This is a genomic window from Lysobacter antibioticus HS124 (assembly GCF_000336385.2).
GTDB lineage: Bacteria > Pseudomonadota > Gammaproteobacteria > Xanthomonadales > Xanthomonadaceae > Lysobacter > Lysobacter firmicutimachus.
Window position 1 is genome coordinate 34,259 of the sequence record NZ_HG424472.1, and the last position, 17,658, is coordinate 51,916.

The following is a 17,658-nucleotide window of genomic DNA, read 5'->3' on the forward strand; positions in this document are numbered from 1 at the left end:
CTTTTGTTCCCGCTTCCCGGATCGGCCCATGGTAGTCGCGCAAGACGCCGCTGTTACACTTCCGCGATGTTTACCGCCTCTTCTTTGACCGGCGACAAGGCCGAGCAGTACCGGCAGCTGGTAGCGCAAACGCGCGGCCTGCTCGACGGCGAACGCGATCGCATCGCCAACGCCGCCAACCTGTCGGCGCTGATCGCGCACGCCCTGCCCGACCTCAACTGGGTCGGCTTCTATTTCTACGACGGCCGCGAGCTGGTGGTCGGTCCGTTCCAAGGCCTGCCGGCCTGCGTGCGCATTCCGCTCGACAAGGGCGTATGCGGCGCGGCGGCGACCACCCGGCAGACCCAGCGCGTCGCCGACGTGCACGACTTCCCCGGCCACATCGCCTGCGATGCGGCTTCGCGTTCGGAACTGGTGGTGCCGCTGCTGCGCGGCGAGGAGCTCATCGGCGTGCTCGATCTCGACAGTCCGCTGCCGGAACGTTTCGACGCCGACGATCAGGCCGGCCTCGAGGCCATCGCCCGCGTTTACCTGGAGTCGCTGGCATGAGCGCGGCGAAGATGCGCAACATCGGCCCCAAGAGCGCGGCCTGGCTGCGCCAGGTCGGCCTGCGTACCCACGAGGACCTGGCCTCGGTCGGCACGGTCGAAGCCTTCATGCGGGTCAAGCGCGCCGGCTTCAAGCCGACCCTCAACCTGCTGTACGCGATCGAGGGCGCCCTGCTCGACTGCCACTGGCAAGAGATCAGCGAGGAGCGCCGGCAGGAGCTGATCCTGGCCGCCGATGCCGCCACCGCCCTGCTGCCGGCGCCGCGCAACAAGCCGGCCGCCGCGCCGGTGCGCACCACCGTGCATGCCGAAGACGGTTACGAATCCGGCGGCGGTTTCGCCGCGGCGGGCGAGCGCGAGTCCGGCCACGACGACGATCACGGCGGCGGTTTCGACCGCGATGGCGGCGCGGACGAAGGCGAGCGCGACGACGACGAACGCGGCGAGCGCGACTGACCCCGCCGGGCGGCCGATACGCGTCCGCCGCCCGCTGCGATCGCCCCGCCCCGGGGCCCGACCCGGAGGCCAGCCGGCCGCACCTGCAATGGATCGCCCGGCTCGGTCCGCGCGGCCGTTTCGGACAGCCTGCCCGGCATCGCGTAGAATCCGCCCCGCTTCGAGGTGACCCCACGGCCGACCGCCGCCGGGGTTGAAACGGGAAGCCGGTGACGCGCCCGGCCCGACGGATCTTCCGCCGGCGCCGCAGCCCAGTCCGGCACTGCCCCCGCAACGGTAAGCGAGCCAGGTCGCGGCCTGCGCCACTGTGCGATGCACGGGAAGGCGCCGCGACCGGAAGTCCGGCCCGGCCGGCTTCGCCCGCGAGTCCGGAGACCGGCCCCGAGGCGCCATCGGTTGCGATGCGGAGGGCGTCGCGGCACGGCCGCCGTTCCCGCGCCCGTCGTCGTCCGCCTCTCCCCCGCCGCCTTCCCTGCCGTTTTACCGCGCGCCGTGCGCGCGCGTCGTGGAGCTTTGCCATGCGTGCCCTGAACCTGTCCTTCGCCATCGCCTGCGCGCTCGCGCTGCCGGCCACCGCCCTCGCCGCGCCCGCGGGCGAGGCCACCGACCTCGACGAGGTCGTGGTCACCGCCAACCGCACCGCGGTCAGCGTCAACGACGCCCTGAGCCCGGTGGAAGTGCTGACCCGCACCGAGATCGAGCGCAGCCAGGCCCGCGACCTCAACGATCTGCTGCGCGGCCGCGCCGGCATCTCGCTGTCCAACCAGGGCGGCGCCGGCAAGCTGACCACCCTGTTCCTGCGCGGCAGCGAATCCGACCACGTGCTGTTCCTGGTCGACGGCATCCGCATCGGCTCGCCGACCTCCGGCCTGGCCTCGCTGCAGGATCTGCCGCTGGCCCTGATCGACCGGATCGAAATCGTGCGCGGCCCGCGCTCGAGCCTGTACGGCGCCGACGCCATTGGCGGCGTGATCCAGGTGTTCACCCGTCGCGAGCAGCAGGGCTTCGCCCCGCGTGCCCACGTCGGCGGCGGCAGCAACGGCGCGATCGAATTCGGCACCGGCTTCGGCGGCCGCAGCGGCCGCGGCTGGTTCGGCGCCGACTACAGCTTCCGCAAGACCCAGGGCATCGACGCCTGCCGCGGCGCCGGCTTCCCGGTGTTCGCCGGCTGCTTCACCGACGAGCCCGACCGCGACGGCTACGAAAGCCACGCCCTGTCGCTGCGCGGCGGCATCGACCTCAATGAGAGGTGGAGCATCGAAGGCCAGGCCCTGCGCGCCGAGGGCGAGAACGACTACGACGGCAGCTTCGTCAATTACTCCGAGACCGTGCAGCAGGTGATCGGCGGCAAGGTCCGCTGGCGCCCGAGCGAAACGGTCAACGTGCAATTGGTCGCCGGCCGCAACGTCGACAGTTCCGACAACTTCCTCGGCTCGCTGCCGATGGGCTTCTTCAGCACCGACCGCGACAGCGCCAGCCTGCAGGCCGATTTCACCGTCGCCGACGGCCATGTGTTGACTGCGGGCTTCGATTGGCTGCGCGACCGCGTCGACAGCGACACGATCTACGACGAGCGCGAGCGCGACAACAAGGCCGGCTTCGTCCAGTACCAGGGCCGCCTCGGCGCCCATTCCTTCGAAGCCAGCCTGCGCCGCGACGACAACGAACAGTTCGGCGGCCACACCACCGGCGGCGTCGCCTGGGGCCTGGACTTCGCCGAACGCTGGCGCGTCACCGCCGGCTACGGCACCGCGTTCAAGGCGCCGACCTTCAACGAGCTGTACTACCCGTTCTTCGGCAACGCCCGGCTCAAGCCGGAAGAGTCCAAGACCTGGGAAGTCGGCCTGGCTTACCGCGGCGACGGCTTCACCGCGCGCATCGACGGCTTCGACACCCGCGCCGACGACCTGATCACCTACGACGCGGCGATCAACCTGCCCAACAACATCGAACGCGCGCGCATGCGCGGCGCCGAGATCGGGGTCGACACCGAATTCGCCGGCTGGAACCTGGCCGCCAGCGCCAGCTTCCTCGACACCGAGAACCGTCGCGGCTTCAACCGCGGCAACGAGCTGCCGCGCCGCGCCAAGCACAGCGGCCGCATCGACCTGGACCGCGCCTTCGGCAAGTTCCGCGTCGGCGCCACCGCGGTCGGCTACGGCTCGCGCTACGACAACGCCGCCAACAGCGTGCGCCTGGGCGGCTACGGCACCTTGGATCTGCGCGCCGAATACGCCTTCACCCCGGCGCTGAGCCTGCAGGCGCGCGTGGCCAACGTGTTCGACCGCGAGTACGAGACCGTGTCGTACTACAACCAGCCCGGCCGCGAGTGGTTCCTGACCCTGCGTTACGCACCGGCCAACTGAGTCGGCTCCCTCGCTGCAGCGAGAACGAACAAGCCCGGCGCAGGCCGGGCTTGTTCGTTTCGGGCTCTCGTCATGGAAGCCAGGCGTGCGGACAGAGGAGCGGCGGCGGCAGCCCCGCACGCGCCACGATCTTGCCTCGCCGCCCCGCCCTCATCCGCCCTTCAGGGCGCTTTCTCCCGTAGGCGGAGAAGGGAGCCCCCAGGGCGTCTTCTGAAGATCCGATCGCCCCCTCAAAGCCCTCTCCCGCGCGCGAAAGAGGGGTTGGGGTGGAGGCACCTGGCCGCCGTTGCCGCGCCCGCTTCGAACGCTCACGTCGGCCGCAGCGAACACTGCACCCAGGAACGCCCGGTCACGTCGGCGACCACGCCCATCACGCCATGGCGCCACCGTCCGTCTTCCGGTCCGCCGGCGAGCGCACGGTGTACCGGTACCGTGGTCTCGTCGCCGCAACGCTGCAGGCACGCGCCGGCTTCGGCATCGTCGCGGAACACCGCCTTGGCGATCACGAACCAGCTCAAGGCCAGCAGCTCGCCCTGCGCCGACAACACCAGGCTCAAGCCGCTGGGGCGCGGCAGTTCCGCGCCGGACAGCAACGCGTCCAGCTGCCGCATCAACGGGCCCGCGTCGCCGAGCGCAGCCTGGGCCATCGTCGCCAGACGCAGGCGGTCGAGTTCGTGCGCGCGGGCGTAGAACTCGGTGCTGCCGTCGGGATTGACCCCGCACAGCCGCCACACCAACAGCGGCGAACGGAACCAGGCATGGCGCTCGCTCCACTGCGGCGGCAGGCGCCCGCCGGGCAGATCCACGTAGAGCTTGGTCGCCAAGGAACCGTCGCCGTGCCGGGCCGAGGCCCAGGCGCCGAAGATCAGCCGGCCGTGACGCTGATGTTCGAACCAGGCGCTCAGATCGCCTTGCCAATCCAAGGCCCGCGCCGCCAGCGCCAGCCGCGCGCGATCGTCGGTCTCCGGCGCGGCGACTTCGGCGGCCCAGCGCAGGCAGGGCTCGCGCGAGCTCCACGAGAACTCCACCGGCACACCGGTGTTGGTCAGGTCGCTGAAGTCCCAGGCGACTTCGGGCCAAATCGAACGCGACAGCGGCGCCAAGGTCCGGGCGAGCAGGACCTCGGCCGCGGCGGCCGGGCCCGGCAGCACCCGCCCCAGGCGCTGCAGGGTCGCGGCGACCGGCGCGGGCAGCGCCTCGGGCATCGTTTCCGCAGTGCGTTCGCAAAGCATCGCGTTCATGTCGACCTCACTGCACCGCAACCAGTTCTTCGGTCTCGTCGACCCACGCGCGCTGGTCGAACTGCCCCTGCATGCCGACGAAGGTGTAGCGCCGCCGGTACTTGCGCAGGTCCTTGTTGCGCAAGGCGATGCGCAGCTTGGCCGGATCGGTCTGCACGCCCGGCATCTCGATGCGTTCGCTGCGTTCGTAGCTGCCGTCCTTGTACTTGACGTCGATATACACGCGCTTGACCTGCAGCGGGTCGAAGGTCGGGATGAACTCCAACTGCAGCGCATCCTCGAAGCTGTCGTGGACCACGATCTGCGGCACGTCGACCTCGACCGGCGCGGTCGCCGGATCCGGCTGCGTCGCGCCCTTGCGCCGTTGCACCAGTTGATACGTCACGCCGCGGTTGGCCGGCCCCGGCCGGGCGCCGCGCAGACGCCAGGTCTTGGGCCCGCTGTCCTTGGTCAGGACCAGGCTGGTACGCGGTTCGGGGCTGGAATAGCCGCGCGCTTGCAACCGCACCTCGATCGAATCGATCACGTCCCAATCGATGTCGCCGGGGATCGCGTTGATCTCGCGGAACTCGACGTGCTCGTAGGGGTTCACGAACAAGGTGCGGTCTTCGGTGGAAGACGCGGGGATCGTGTACGAATGCCGGTCGGCGGCCCAGTCCGACTGCGGATTGAAATGGAACTGGTAAGCGGCGTCGTAGTCGAGATCGCGGGTCTGATTCATGAACACTTCGAACCGGCGCACGCCGTGGTCGTCCGGGGTGAACACGAAATCGGCGTGCTTGTGATCGCGCGGCTTGCTCTTGTCGCCGTAGTCCAGCGCGATCTGCGCCGACAGCAGGTCGATCGGCTCGAACGCGATCGGCAGGCTCGCCTCGACCGCGAACTGGCGGAAGAACGGATCGTCCAGATCGATTTCCTTGAAGTATTTGGACTTGTCGCGCAGGTCGCCGAGCATCAAACCGAAGAAGCCCTGCGGCGCATAGGTGCGGCGGGTGGCTTCGGCCCGGTTGTAGCGCAGGGTCAGCTTCTTGCGTTCTTCCTGGCGCACGAACTTGAGCTTGAGCGACAGGCTGACCGCGGTCGGCGGCGTCGGCACGGTCGGCTGCGGCTGCGGCTGTGGTTGGGGTTGAGGCTGTGGTTGAGGTTGCGGTTGGGGCTGCGGTTGCAACGAAGCCGGGCGGCGCAGTTGGCCGCGCCAGCGGCTGGGCTGGGTACCGGCGACGCGGCCGGTGACGTGCACCACGCGGTTGTCCGGATCGCCGCCCATCGGGGTATGCGCGCCGGGGCGGCTGTCGGCCGGGTTGTCGCCGCTGGCGGTATGCGAGGTCACCGTGGCGCCGGCGCGACGCGCGACGGCCAGGGCGACGTCGAGCCGGCGCTGCGACAGCGACTGGTTGTGCGAACGGCGCTGCGACTCGCTGGCGCCGCTGACGTGCTCGTGGCTGGCATAGGCCTGCAAGCGCACGTTACGCGGCGGCGGCAGATTGCGGATCCACTCCGCCAGGCGCTCGGCGCCGCGCTGCGGGCCGGTCCAGTCGCCGTCGCCCTCGACGCGCAAGGTGCCCGATGCGTCCTGGTAGCGCGGGTCGGTGGTGGTGTTCTCGACGTAGGCGCGGTACTGCGCCGAAGGCGGGCTGACCCGCCAGCCGGAGGCGGCCGGCTTGTCGAAATCGAAGAACAGGCCGAAGGTCTGTTCCTGGGTCGCCGCCGGCCATTCGACTTCGATCAGCCGCGCGCCGTTGGGATCGACATTGACGGTGCAACGGCCTTGCGCGTCCAGCGCCACCGGCTGGGCGTCGACTTTGACCACCGCGCCGGCGCCGGTCACGGTGATGGTTTCGCTGAGGCCGCTGCTCGACGGCGTGTGGCTAACCGATTGTCCGGCCGGCAACGGCGAGGGTTGCTGCGATTCGACCGTGAGCGTGGCCGGTTGGATCTGCGCTGGCGGCGGCGTGGTGCCGGTACCGGGCGCCGTACCGGGACTGGTGGCGGCGGTACCGTTGAAGCCGCCGCCCGGCGCGCTGCTGCCGGGCGTCGTGCCGGTACCGGGCGTGGTGCCCGTGCCCGGTGTGGTGCCGGTACCCGGCTGCGTGCCGGTACCGGGCGTCGTGCCGGTACCAGGCGTGGTACCCGTGCCCGGCGTCGTGCCGGTACCGGGCGTCGTGCCGGTACCGGGCGTGGTACCCGTGCCGGGCGTCGTGCCAGTGCCGGGCGTGGTACCCGTGCCAGGCGTCGTGCCGTCGGCGGCCAGGCGGCCCGGCACCAGGGTCGGCTCGAACCACTTGCTGAGCAGGTCGTTCTTGAAGAAATCCAGCGCCCACTGCTCCTGGTCGCGGCGATCCTCGGCGTCGGTGAAGGCCTCCACCTGAATATCGATCACGCCCTTCTGCACCAGCGATTCGAACGCGGCATCGATGCCGGCCTTGAACCAGGCGTATTGGCCTTCCAGGCTGGCGCTGAAGTGGTTGTAGATGCGCTCGAAGTCGGCGGTGATGGTCACCCGCAGCGCCGGCCGCATCGCCAGGTACTTGAAGTTGTAGATCACCCCGATCGGGGTCATGCCGTCGCTGAGCGCCTGCTCGAGGATGGTGGCGCCTTCGGCCGACAGGCTCAGGCTGAAGGCGGCGCGGTTGGCCGCGTCCATCGACGGCACGCTGGCGCCGAGGATGTGCTCGACCGCATTGAAAGTGCCCGGCTGCGCCGGTTGCGCCGAAGTGCCGCCGGAGCCTTGCACGTTCAAGGCCACGCACTGCACCGAGCCTTCTTCGAAGGTCGCCGGGCTCAGGCGCACCGGCAGCTGCACGCCGGGTTCGGCGTTGAGCCGGCCGACGATCTTGCTCTCCATCGACGAAGGCAGCTGCAGGGTGGTGACGAAGGTGACGAAGCCGCCCCCCTTATTGGCGGCTGCGGCGTTGGCGACGCGGTACTTGAGGAAGCTGAATTCCTTGCGTCCGTCGGCTGGACGCGACGCCAACGCGACCGGGCCCGGCAGATACCAGAACTGGCTCTTGTCGGAGTGGTCGCGGAACACGGTGATGCCGTCGATGACGATCGGCTTTTCGAGACTGAGCATGTCGAACTCCGGAGATTCTGCGATGGACGCGCGGTGCGCGGCCGGTCCTTGTCCTTGCACGCCGGGCGGTGCGGGCGCTGGGCTCGTCATTCCCGCGAACGCGGGAACCCAGGGCTTCGCCGAAACACGGCGCTGAAGTCTCTGGGTCCCCGCTTGCGCGGGACGACGGCGGTGCGGGCACGTCCCGGGCCGGCGATCCTGTGGGTTGCGGTTGCGATCAGGGCATCTTCAGCACCAGATCGGTGGCCTCGCCCGGCGACCAGTTGAGGCTCTTGTTGGTGCCGTTCTCGAGCAGGTAACTGGCCTTGTACTCGTAGCGCATGCGCGCCGGGTCGAGGTAGTCGTACTCGAACTCGCCGACCGCCTGGGCGTTGTCGAATTCGAAGTCCTCGGCGAAATTCAGCCCGCCGACCAGATCCTCGAAGCGCAGCGAGACCTTGACCTTGCGCATCTTGCGCTTGGCGAAGTCGGTCGGCGGCTTGACCGTGACGATGCGCCGGCCCTTCATGCCCGCCTTGAGCATGATCCGGTTGCCGAAGGTCACCGACTCGGGGATCTCCTCGACGTCGCGCCCGTCCTTGTACAGGATGCTGACGCTGTAGAAGACCGCCTTGATATCGGGGTTGCGCATGTCCACAGCGAAGGTCTGCGAGGCCGATCCTTCCTGGAAGCTCATCGGCTGCTCGATCAGCACGTCGTTGGCGCGGTCTGCATAGCGCAGGTCGACGAACACTTCCTGCACTTCGTTCCAGTTGAAGTTCGGCACCACCTGCAGCACGCGCCGGGTCGGGAACGGATTGCGCACGGTCACCTGCGGCTCGTCCAGGTCGGCCCAATCGACGACCTTGTCCGGGCCGCTGACGGCGTGATGGACCAGGCGCACCTGGTAGCCGGTCTTGGCCAGGTCGATCATGAACATCTTCCAGGCTCCGGCCGGCGCGTCCTTGGTCAGCCGCACCATGTCGTTCTGGTTGATCTTGTTGGCCGGGTCGCGATAGCGCAGGAATACGTCGACCGAGCTGTAGCGGTCCCAGGGGTAGTTCTCGGCCAACACCGGCACGGTGTTGATCGCGTACAGGTCGCGCGGCACGACTTCGATGTTCTCCACGTCGAAGACCTGCGGCTTGGACTTGAGCTTGGTCGGCCGCTCGGCCGCGTCCACGCCCTTGAAGTTGACCTCGTACTCGACCTGCACCTCGCGCTTCATCGCCCCGCGCTCGAGCTGGCTCAGCCACTCGAAGCTGGCCTCGCCGGCGTTGGCGCCGAGCAGCGCGTTCTGCGCCTTGTCGCCGTAGCGCACCCGCACGTTGATGCTGCCGATGTCGTCGCCGGCCAGGTCGGCGCGCGAGATCACCTTGACCCTGCGCTTCTTGAAGAAGTCGTTGTCCAGGCTGATCTGCTTGACCAGCCGCTCGCGCGGCACGTTGCCGTCGCGGACGGTCTTGAACAGCGCCGCCAGGTGTCCTTGCGGATGGATCGAGCGCTTGATAGCCACGCGCTCGGAGAAGTTGACGTTGAGCTTCTTGCGGTCGACGCGCTTGTAGTCCATGCGCTTGTAGCTGAAGCTCGGCATCAGCGCGCCAATCGGTCCGCCGGCGGCGCGGGCCGAGGATTCGGCGGCGAACTTGCCGATCGCTTCCAGGCCGCGTTCGAAGTCGTTCTTCTTCTCCGGCGACCACGGCGGCAAGCTGGGCTGGAAGAAAGCGTCGGTGACCATGTTGCGGACCTGGGCCAAGGCCGCATCGCGGCGGTCGATGATGCCCTTGGTGTCCTCGCTCTCGGCGACGAAGGTGTCCGACTCCAGCACGATCGCGCGCTTTTCGACCAGCTCGTCGACCGCCTTGCCGATCTCGGTGGAGAAGAAGATGTTGCCGCCGGAGAAACTCTCGTCCATGTGCTTCTGGACGCGGTCCCAATCGATCTTCAGGTTGATGTTGTAGGCCGGGCGCAAGCCGAGGAAGTCCAGCGAGTAGATCACCGCCACCGGCAGGATCTCGCCCTCCAGGCACTGCTCCATCACCGTGTAGCCGTCCTGATCCAGGCGCACCGAGAACGCGGCCTGGTTGTTGCCGTACAGGGCGGGCTTGGCGGCCTGGTCGATCTTGAGCACGAACTGCGGACCGCCGCCCGGGGTCGCCGCGGTATCGCCGCTGGCCTTGCCGAGCATCAGCAGCCTTACCGATCCGTCTTCCAGCGGCACCGGGGCGATGCGCGGCTTGTTGCGCAGGTTCTCGGCGTTGGCGATCTCGCGCGCCAGATCGTCGATCTGCTTGGCGCTGGCGCCGACGTTGCAGTCGAAATTGAGGAACCCGCCGGTGCCCGCGTCGCCGCGGAAACCGATCAGGAGGAATTGCGGCACGTCGATGCCGAGCGACGGGTCGCGCACGGTGGTCAGATGCGGCGCGGTCGGCATGTAGTACCACTGCTCGGGATCGGCATGGTCCGGGAAGACCGAGATGCCGTTGATCTCGCGAGTGCGGCTGTCGAGGAGAAGCATGATCGGACTCCTTCCGAGTCAGGCGTGATGGCGGGTGGACGGCGGGCGGTGCGCGACCGCCGCTCCGGGCCTGCAGCGCAGGCCCGACGGCGGCGGCGCAACGCTCAGGCCGGCACTTCCAGGAACAGGGTCAGATCGGTGGCGTCGTCGAGCGCGACCACCTTGCGCGAGTTGTCGGCCATGAAATAGGTGATCTTGGCGTCGTACTCGGGGTCCTCGCCGTTGGCGATCGGCAGCTTCCAGCTCTTCTCCTCGTCGCCGGGCTTGAAGCGCAGGTCGATGCGCTTGGGCCCGTGCGACAGGGCGACGCTGACCATCTTCAGCTCGTCCCAGTTGAGCAGGTCCGGCACCACCGCCACTTCCAGCGCGTCCAGCTTCTTGCCGACCAGCACGGTCGAACGGCTGGCGACCTGCTCGGGCTCTTCCTTGCTGGTGCCGTCGGCGTACAGGGTGGTGACCGCGTACTTGACCGTGCCCAGGGTTTCGTCGACCACCGGGAAGGCCCAGTCGAACGAGGTCATGTCCTTGGACAGGGTGATCACGGTCTTCTGGCTGTACTTGTTGGCGGTGTCCTCGTAGCTGCCTTCCACCGTGATCGACGCGATCTCGTTCTCCAGATCGCCGGCGGCGCGGAAGCTGACCGTCTTCTGGGCGGTGAACGGGTCGTCGATGTACAGCTCCTTGGCCTGCTGGGCGCCGGCCTTCTTGATCTGGCGGCCGTCGGCCAGCGAGTACAGCAGTTCGTACTCGATGTCCTGGGTGCGCGGCACGCCGATGATCTTGCGCAGCTGGAAGGTCGGCGTGTCCTTGGTCAGGTTGAACTTGGCCTCGACCGGTTGCTTGCCGCCCTTGTAGCGCACGGTGACCTGGGTGCGCGGCACCTGAGCGAAGTCGATGTCGCCGGGACCGATGTCCAGCGACAGCAGGCCCAGGTCGTCGACGTTGATCACCAGATTGGTGTCGTCGGTCTCGATTTCCGGCGACTGATGCTTGAACGCGTTGCCCTTGTAGTTGACCGTATAGGAATACTTGAACTTACGAATGCCCTGATGCACGAAGGCCTCGAACTTGGCCACGTCGTCCGGGCTGGTGAAGGTGAACTCCTGCACCTTCTTGTTCGGGCCGTGCGGGTAGTTGATCTTGACCTCGACGCTGTGGATCGGCAGGTTGGCGAAGTCGGCGTTGACCCGCATGTTCACCCGCACGGTCTTGAGGAACTCGTCCAGGTTGATCTTGGAGTAGTAGTTCTCCCACTTCAGCGCTTTGTTCTTGCCGTCCTTGAGCGACGTGATGGTGGGCAGCATGCCCTGCGGGTTGCGGTTGACGATCACCGCCTTGGCCTCGCTCCATTCGACCCGCACGTTGGCGATCTGGGTCTTGCTGACCGCGCGGCGGATCTTCTCGAAGTCCTGGCCTTCCTGCAGTTCCTTGATGTTGGGGTCGACCTCGGCGATTTCCTTCAGCAGGTTGCGCTGCACCGCCGCTTCCAGCTGCTTGTTGATCGCCGCGCGGATGTCGGCCTCCAGCTTGGCGTTTTCTTCCGGAGTGCCGTTGGGCGCTTGGACGAAGTCGAAATGGGTCTTGGTGACGTCGTTCTTCCAGCGCGTCGAGCTGACCATCTCGCTGTAAGCGTCGTCGCCCCAGCAGTTCTCCTTGACCGTGACGTCTTGGGCGAAGCGGTAGAACTCCGACGCGTTCCAGGTGCCCCAGGCCTTCATTTCCGGCAGGCGCATATAGCAATTGAGCTTGTACACGACCTGCACGGCCGAAGCCGAGCCGGTGCTCAGGGTCTCCTTGAAGATCGCCGTGCCCAACTCGGACAGTTCGACCATGAACGAGGCCTTGTTGTCGCCGTACAGCGAGGGCTTGCCGGCGCCGCGGATCTTCTCGACCAGGGCGCCGCCCTCGGTCAGCAACAGCTCGACCGTGCCGTCGGTCCACAGCACCGGCGCCAGCACCACCTTGGGCGGGGTCTTGCCCTTGTACTTCTCCGCCAGCTCCTTCTGCAGTTCGGCGGTGATCTTCTTCTTCTCGTCGGCCGGCACCGACAGATCGGTGTCGAACGCGATGAAGCCGCCGAACTTCTTTCCGCCGTCTTCGCGGATCTGGCCGTATTCGACGAAGCGCAGGGCCAGGTCGCCGTTGCTCATGCGCGCGAACGTCGGGCCCTGCGGCATGATGTAGAAAGTGTGGTCGTTGGCATCGTCGCCGTAGACGAAGTAGTCGCCGACGTTTCTGCCGCTGTCGAGTTTCATCATGGACCTGCTCCTTATCCGATAGTCCGCCGCGCCCCAGTCCGGGAGCGCGCTGCGTTTTCCTGTCGCCGCGGCGCGAATGCCGCGACCCCTTGCGATCCGGTCGAACTTTGCAAACGCCGCCGGCGATCGCGTCCGGACAACGTTTTTCCCTGGTTTTTCGCTGTTTCTTCCACGTCCCTGCCCCGCATCGGCATGAGCTTCCCCGCCGCGCGCCGACCGGCGCACGCTGTTTCGGAACGAACGCTGCCTGCGCGGCCGGCGACGGCCGCGTCGGGTCCACGTTGTCGTTGCGGCTCAGGCCGCAGGCGCAACTCGCGCCGATAAGGTCCGTCGCGGCGCACACACCGCGGCGCAAGCGTCAACTTCGCGGCAGGCCCCAGTCGGCCGCGTCCGCCGCATACCAGTGCGTCTTCGGCACCGATCGCGGCGTGATGTCTTCCTGTCGGTAGTCGCTGCGCGCGACCGAACTGAATCCGGCTTCTCCGGTCCCGTCGCGCACGCGCGATTCGTGCTCGCTGGATTCGCTCGCCGTTACCGTTCTTTCGCGCAGCGCCGGTTCGACGTCGGCGATCAGGTAGCGGATCTCCAGCCATCCGCGCTGTCCGGACAGGGCCTTGCGCGCCTTGTCCAGTTGTTCGCCGGCCAGCATGGCGCTGAACGCTGCGTGGTACGGCGGCGCGCCGGACGTGCGGCTGCTCGCCAAGCGCAGATAACCGCCCTGACCGTCGCCGATCTGCAGCACCGCTTCGCCGACCTCGACCGGCGCCGGGTACAGCCGCACCTGCTCAGGCGGCAGTTGCGCACGCACGGCCAACTCGGCGCGCAACGCGCCCAACCGGTCCGCGTCCACGCCCCAGACCGCGGTCAGCGACAGCATCGCCATCGCGCCCACCGCGACCAGCGAGAACTGCGGCCGGCCTTGGTTGTCCGTGGCCAGCGCCGGCGCTTTGGCGCGGTAGTACCAGGTAGCCGGCTCGTCCGCCGGCGCCGCCAGCACGCCGGCGATGTCTTGGTATTCCTCGTGTGCGGGGTTGCGGATCATGCTCCTGCTCCGGCGGTCGTCCTTGGAATTTGGCTGCTGCGCAGGCGCAGCGGCGTATCGGGTTGCAGCACCGGCGACCACGGCGATTGCGGCGACCAGCGCCAGCGATAGCCGGACCGGAACGGCGACAGCGCCAACCAGTGCCAATCCGCCTGCGCGGCGTTGCGGCTCAGGCGCAGGCTGCGCCGGCGCTTGGGGTCGTCGATGCGGTCTTCCGGCGCCAGTTCGATCAGCAATTGCGGCGCGTCGTCGTCGAAGTCGGCGTCGACCCTGAGCTCGCGCACGCCGGCGCCCTCGAAGCTGAAGGCATCCAGGCGCAACGCCTCGGCCTCCACCGGCGCCAGCGCACAGCAGCGGCCGTCGGCACGGGCGCGTGCGAGACCGCGGATCGCGGCCTGTTCGAGGTCGGGCGGGATCGCGAACGCCAGCGTCGGCGCGTCGCGATCCAACCGGCCGCGCGACGACCAGGGCTTGCCGCGGCGCAGGCCGGCGCATTCCAGATCGATGTCGGCCTGCTCGAGAAACGCCGGTTCGGCCTCGACCGGGATCAGGCGCAGACCGAAGTCTTCCGGCGCGATCAGCAGGTGCTCGCGATCGGACTGTTGCAGCGGCCCCTTGAAGATTTCCGCACGGCCTTCGTGCAGCAGCACCGCCGAGGTTTGCCACGAATAGCTCAGCGCCTCGCTCGGCGACAAGCGAAGATCCAGCCGGACCGGACGGTCGCTCGCATCCAAGGGGGCGGACGCCTTGATCGTGAACGGCCGCGACGGCAGGCGCGCCGGCAGCTTCACTTCCACCTGGGCCTGGGCCAGGCCGACCCGACGTTCGGGCATGTTCGGTCGCACCGTCAGCGCGCGCCAACCGCTGCTCAGCGCGCGCACGTCGTGACGACGCACGACCGCATCGTGCATCGCCGCCGGCATCGTGCGCAGCGGGCCGAGCGGATCGGCTTGAATGGCGAACAGGCGCGGCGCCAGCATCGGTTCGGCCAGATCCCAGCGCACTCGCCCGGCAGGCATCGCCGCCGGATCGAAGGCCAGCCGTACCCCCGGCTCGACCTCGGCCGGCGTCGGCGCGAGCGCGGCGAAACGCACGGCGATGCGATCGAGCAAGGCATCGGCCAGCCGCTGCGGCGTCCAGCCATCGGTCGGCGCCTGCGCGGGAAAACCCAGGCTCTGGGGCGCTTCGATCAGACGCTCGCGCAACAGGTCGCGGTCCAGTGCGAGCTGCCCCTGGCCGAGCTGGCGCACCGCGCTCAGCAACGCGGCCGGGTCGAACTCCAGCGTCGACGGCAAGCGATCGGCGACGCCGCGCACCCGCAGCCAGGCGTTGGCGCTGACCGACAACAGGCCGCGTTGCAGCGCGGCGACGAACAGGTCGCTGGCCGCGCTGTCCAGGCGCAGCGCAAGGCCCAGTGCGCCGAGGCTGGCGACGTCGAGCGGCAACAGCTCGCCCAGCGCCGGCGGCAGATCCAGCGCCTCGACCGCGTCCAGGCGCAACCAGCCGCCGTCGGCCGGCAACGCCGACAGCGCGAAGCTCTGCCCCGCATCGAACGCCGCCTGGCGCGCGGCCTCCAGGCCGAACTCGGCGGCGAAACCCAGCGAGAGGATCGAGAAGCGTTCCAGCCCGGCGCGGCCGCGGTCCTGCTGGAACAGGTCCAGGCGCAGCGGCGGCTCGGCATCGGCGCCGCAGGCGACCAGTTCGGTCGGCGGCAGCAGAAAGGCGCCGGGACGGTCGTAGGCGGCGAACGCGATGCGTTCGCCGACGTTCATCGGATTGCGCCAGTCGGGGCGGCCGGAGAAGGACATGGCTCAGACCGCCGTCACGAACAGGTCGACGGTGTCGACGCGCTGCCACGCGGTGGCCGGAACGCGCTGGCCGGACTTGTAGATCACGGTCTGGCGGTACTCGTAGTAGCCCTCGCTGTCGCGGCGCAACAGGATGTCCATCAGCGGCACCGGCACTTCGACCTCGACCAGCAGGGTGGAGGCGTTGAGGAACGCGCTGCGGTTGCCGCGGAACTCGACGATGATGCTGTGGATCTCGCCCTCCGGGCGACCGGCGTTGAGCAGGATGTCCGTCGCCGTCGAGACCCGGATCGTGCGCACCGTTTCCTGCTCGATCGAGTCGTCGAGCACGTATTTCATGATCGCTTCGCCGTCCGGCACGCTGCGCACCGAGCCGGTATCGAAGATCGCGTCGGCCGGCAGCGCGCCCGGCGGCGGGGTCAGCGGCTGCACGGTGAAGGCGATGCGCTGCTCGGGCTCGATCTCGACCGGTCGGCTCAGGTCCAGACCGTCGATGCGGGCATCGACCAGGCCTTCGCCGCGGCTGATCCAGGTCGGCAGGCGCTGGAAGCGCAGCTTGCTCTCGGTGGCGTTGATCAGTTGCACCGCCACCGCGCCGGTCTGCGGATCGGGCGTCTCGATCGACTGGAACATCTCGCCTTCCATGTCGGCGAAGTTGAGCCGCACCGGCACGGTCACGTTCTCGTTGACGCCGCTGCTGACCACCACGTGGCCCTGCAGCAGATTGGAGTTGGACGTCGACATCAGCGCCGCGACCGCTTCCTGGAAGGCGGCGAACTCGAAGCGCTCGTTGAAGGTGAAGCCGTTGTCCCAATCGATGGTCGCCGGCACCGCTTCGGTGCGCACGCCGCCGTTCCGGTTAAGGGCCAACTGCAGGGTCGAAGACGCTCGCAGCAAGCGCAGCTCGAACTCGCGCCGGGGGTTGTCGGCGCTGGCAGGCACCTGCGCGGCGAGTTCGCGGCGCGCGGCGAGCAGGCGCTCGCCGTCGGTCACCGGGCGCACTTCGCACGTCAGGTCGACCATCACGTCGTCGGGCGTATCGCCCTGATCGACCCGGAACACCAGCGACGGTGCGTGCGGCGCTTCGCTGCGCCGCGCCAGCTTGAACGCGTCCGGCAGGTAATAGATGCGACTGGGATCGGACAGGTCCTGGAAGTACGGATGACTGCGCCCGCTGCCGGCGGGATAGCGCAGCGAATGCACCACCCAGCGGCTGACGCCGGCGTTGTTGCGGCTGCCTGCGGGATAGACGTAAGGATGCAACTGCGGGTCGAAGAACAAAGCCACCGCCCAGTCCTGCACCTGATGGCTGACTTGGTAGCGCTGTTCCTGCGGTTGCGGTTGCGGTTGCGGCTGAGGCTGAGGCTGTGGGCGCGGCTGCGGGCGCGGGAACGGCATGCCGCCGATGCGGCCGCGCCCCGGCAGCGGACGCCCGACCGGCAGACCGCCGGCGATGCCGCCGCCGGCCATGACGTCGCCGATGCGCACCGCGCGCGCGGCGGCGACGCCCGCCGGCGCGGGCGTGGCCGCATGCGGCGCGATCGCGGCCGGTGCGAGGGCCGCCGGCGCCACCCGCACTGCGGCGTCGGCACGCAGCAGGCTGGCCTTGGAGAATTGCATCTGCCCTTTGACCATCATCAACTGGCGCCTGGGCGTGTCCGCAGCGCTCGACGCCGGCAGCGGCACCGCGACCGAGAACGCACGCGAGACCAGCAACCGCGCCTGTGCATCGGCGGACATGAAGGCGCGCAGCAGGCCGTCGCGCTCCGCCAAGCCCATGCGCAGCAGCATCACGCAGCCGCCGCGCGGATCGTCCTGGACCTCGGCCACCGGCACGCGTTGTTCGATCGCCGTGCCCGGTACGCGATAGGCGATCGTGGCCTGGCGCGTCAGCGGCAACATCTGCGCGCTGCGCGCGGCCTCGGCGATCTCTTCGGCGGGATAGGTTTCCACCGCCAGGCTGACCGCCCACAGGCCGTCCTGACCCAGCGCGACCCCGACCTCGTATTGGCCGTTGTGCTGGCGCAGGCGATAGCGCGGCAGCCAGTAGCGCTGCTGCGGATTGCGCGGGTCTTCGTACAGGCAGCGGTCGTCGGGCGCGGCGCCGGGGCTGATGGGCTGCGGCGAATCGGCGCGGACGAAGCCGGCGCCGGGCGCGGTCGCGAACAGGTCCGGGCGCAGGTCGTTCAAACGCGGCCGCAACGCGCGGCCCTCGATCTGCGCGCGCAGCGCCGCGGGGTTCATCCGCAGGCCAGGCACCGCCGGGCGCATGCGCAGTTCGCCGACTGCGGCCGCCGGCGGCGCGACCACCGCCGACACGCCGGGCGGCGGCGGCATCGGCGCGGCGGCCGCCGGCGGCGGCGGGGCGA

Annotated in this window: 9 protein-coding genes, 1 pseudogene and 1 riboswitch; of the genes and pseudogenes, 3 read left to right on the forward strand and 7 right to left on the reverse strand. The window is 68.9% G+C overall.

Translation table 11 applies throughout. The features are described 5' to 3' along the window. Nucleotides 1-66 precede the first annotated feature (66 nt). The 3 genes from TX83_RS07310 (at nt 67) to btuB (ending at nt 3,370) form a co-directional block, all read left to right on the forward strand. A complete protein-coding gene (locus TX83_RS07310) occupies nt 67-549 on the forward strand; it encodes a GAF domain-containing protein (RefSeq protein ID WP_064747281.1) in 483 nt (160 codons plus the stop codon). Further along, the gene (locus tag TX83_RS24055; protein WP_075575041.1) at nt 546-1,004 is read left to right on the forward strand and encodes a TfoX/Sxy family protein; all 459 of its coding nucleotides are present in this window, start codon (nt 546-548) and stop codon (nt 1,002-1,004) included. Before TX83_RS07310 ends, TX83_RS24055 begins: the two co-directional genes overlap by 4 nt. Nucleotides 1,005-1,150: 146 nt before the next feature. Then, nucleotides 1,151-1,402: riboswitch (cobalamin riboswitch) on the forward strand. Nucleotides 1,403-1,522: 120 nt separating this feature from the next. Next, a complete protein-coding gene (btuB, locus tag TX83_RS07320) occupies nt 1,523-3,370 on the forward strand; it encodes a TonB-dependent vitamin B12 receptor (protein ID WP_064747282.1) in 1,848 nt (615 codons plus the stop codon). A gap of 308 nt (nt 3,371-3,678) precedes the next feature. Here btuB and TX83_RS07325 read toward each other — a convergent pair whose 3' ends face one another. The 7 genes and pseudogenes from TX83_RS07325 to TX83_RS07355 all read right to left on the reverse strand — a co-directional run. Continuing rightward, nucleotides 3,679-4,611 carry a hypothetical protein gene (locus TX83_RS07325; protein WP_064747283.1) on the reverse strand — a complete coding sequence of 311 codons (933 nt, stop codon included), beginning with the start codon at nt 4,609-4,611 and terminating at the stop codon, nt 3,679-3,681. 7 nt (nt 4,612-4,618) lie between these two features. Further along, entirely contained in the window at nt 4,619-7,684 is a 3,066-nt protein-coding gene (locus tag TX83_RS23250) for a hypothetical protein (protein WP_064747284.1), read from the reverse strand. A 217-nt stretch (nt 7,685-7,901) separates the two neighbouring features. Beyond that, nucleotides 7,902-10,181 (reverse strand): hypothetical protein, encoded by a 2,280-nt coding sequence (locus TX83_RS07335; RefSeq protein WP_064747285.1) that lies wholly within the window; start codon nt 10,179-10,181, stop codon nt 7,902-7,904. A 104-nt stretch (nt 10,182-10,285) separates the two neighbouring features. Then, nucleotides 10,286-12,439 carry a hypothetical protein gene (locus TX83_RS07340; RefSeq protein WP_064747286.1) on the reverse strand — a complete coding sequence of 718 codons (2,154 nt, stop codon included), beginning with the start codon at nt 12,437-12,439 and terminating at the stop codon, nt 10,286-10,288. 358 nt (nt 12,440-12,797) lie between these two features. After that, the gene (locus tag TX83_RS07345; RefSeq protein WP_064747287.1) at nt 12,798-13,481 is read right to left on the reverse strand and encodes a hypothetical protein; all 684 of its coding nucleotides are present in this window, start codon (nt 13,479-13,481) and stop codon (nt 12,798-12,800) included. Then, nucleotides 13,478-15,289, reverse strand: coding sequence for a hypothetical protein (locus TX83_RS07350; protein WP_064747288.1), 1,812 nt, complete (start codon nt 15,287-15,289; stop codon nt 13,478-13,480). The genes TX83_RS07345 and TX83_RS07350 overlap by 4 nt, the downstream gene beginning before the upstream one ends. A gap of 3 nt (nt 15,290-15,292) precedes the next feature. Beyond that, nucleotides 15,293-17,658 (reverse strand): annotated as a pseudogene (locus tag TX83_RS07355) (hypothetical protein); the annotation flags it as partial.

What these genes read in the sequence shown, in the direction of transcription:
- TX83_RS07310 (WP_064747281.1), top strand. Translation starts at nt 67, where the DNA reads ATGTTTACCGCCTCTTCTTTGACCGGCGACAAGGCCGAGCAGTACCGG.
- TX83_RS07345 (WP_064747287.1), bottom strand. Translation starts at nt 13,481, where the DNA reads ATGATCCGCAACCCCGCACACGAGGAATACCAAGACATCGCCGGCGTG.
- btuB (WP_064747282.1), top strand. Translation starts at nt 1,523, where the DNA reads ATGCGTGCCCTGAACCTGTCCTTCGCCATCGCCTGCGCGCTCGCGCTG.
- TX83_RS07350 (WP_064747288.1), bottom strand. Translation starts at nt 15,289, where the DNA reads ATGTCCTTCTCCGGCCGCCCCGACTGGCGCAATCCGATGAACGTCGGC.
- TX83_RS24055 (WP_075575041.1), top strand. Translation starts at nt 546, where the DNA reads ATGAGCGCGGCGAAGATGCGCAACATCGGCCCCAAGAGCGCGGCCTGG.
- TX83_RS07340 (WP_064747286.1), bottom strand. Translation starts at nt 12,439, where the DNA reads ATGATGAAACTCGACAGCGGCAGAAACGTCGGCGACTACTTCGTCTAC.
- TX83_RS07335 (WP_064747285.1), bottom strand. Translation starts at nt 10,181, where the DNA reads ATGCTTCTCCTCGACAGCCGCACTCGCGAGATCAACGGCATCTCGGTC.
- TX83_RS23250 (WP_064747284.1), bottom strand. Translation starts at nt 7,684, where the DNA reads ATGCTCAGTCTCGAAAAGCCGATCGTCATCGACGGCATCACCGTGTTC.
- TX83_RS07325 (WP_064747283.1), bottom strand. Translation starts at nt 4,611, where the DNA reads ATGAACGCGATGCTTTGCGAACGCACTGCGGAAACGATGCCCGAGGCG.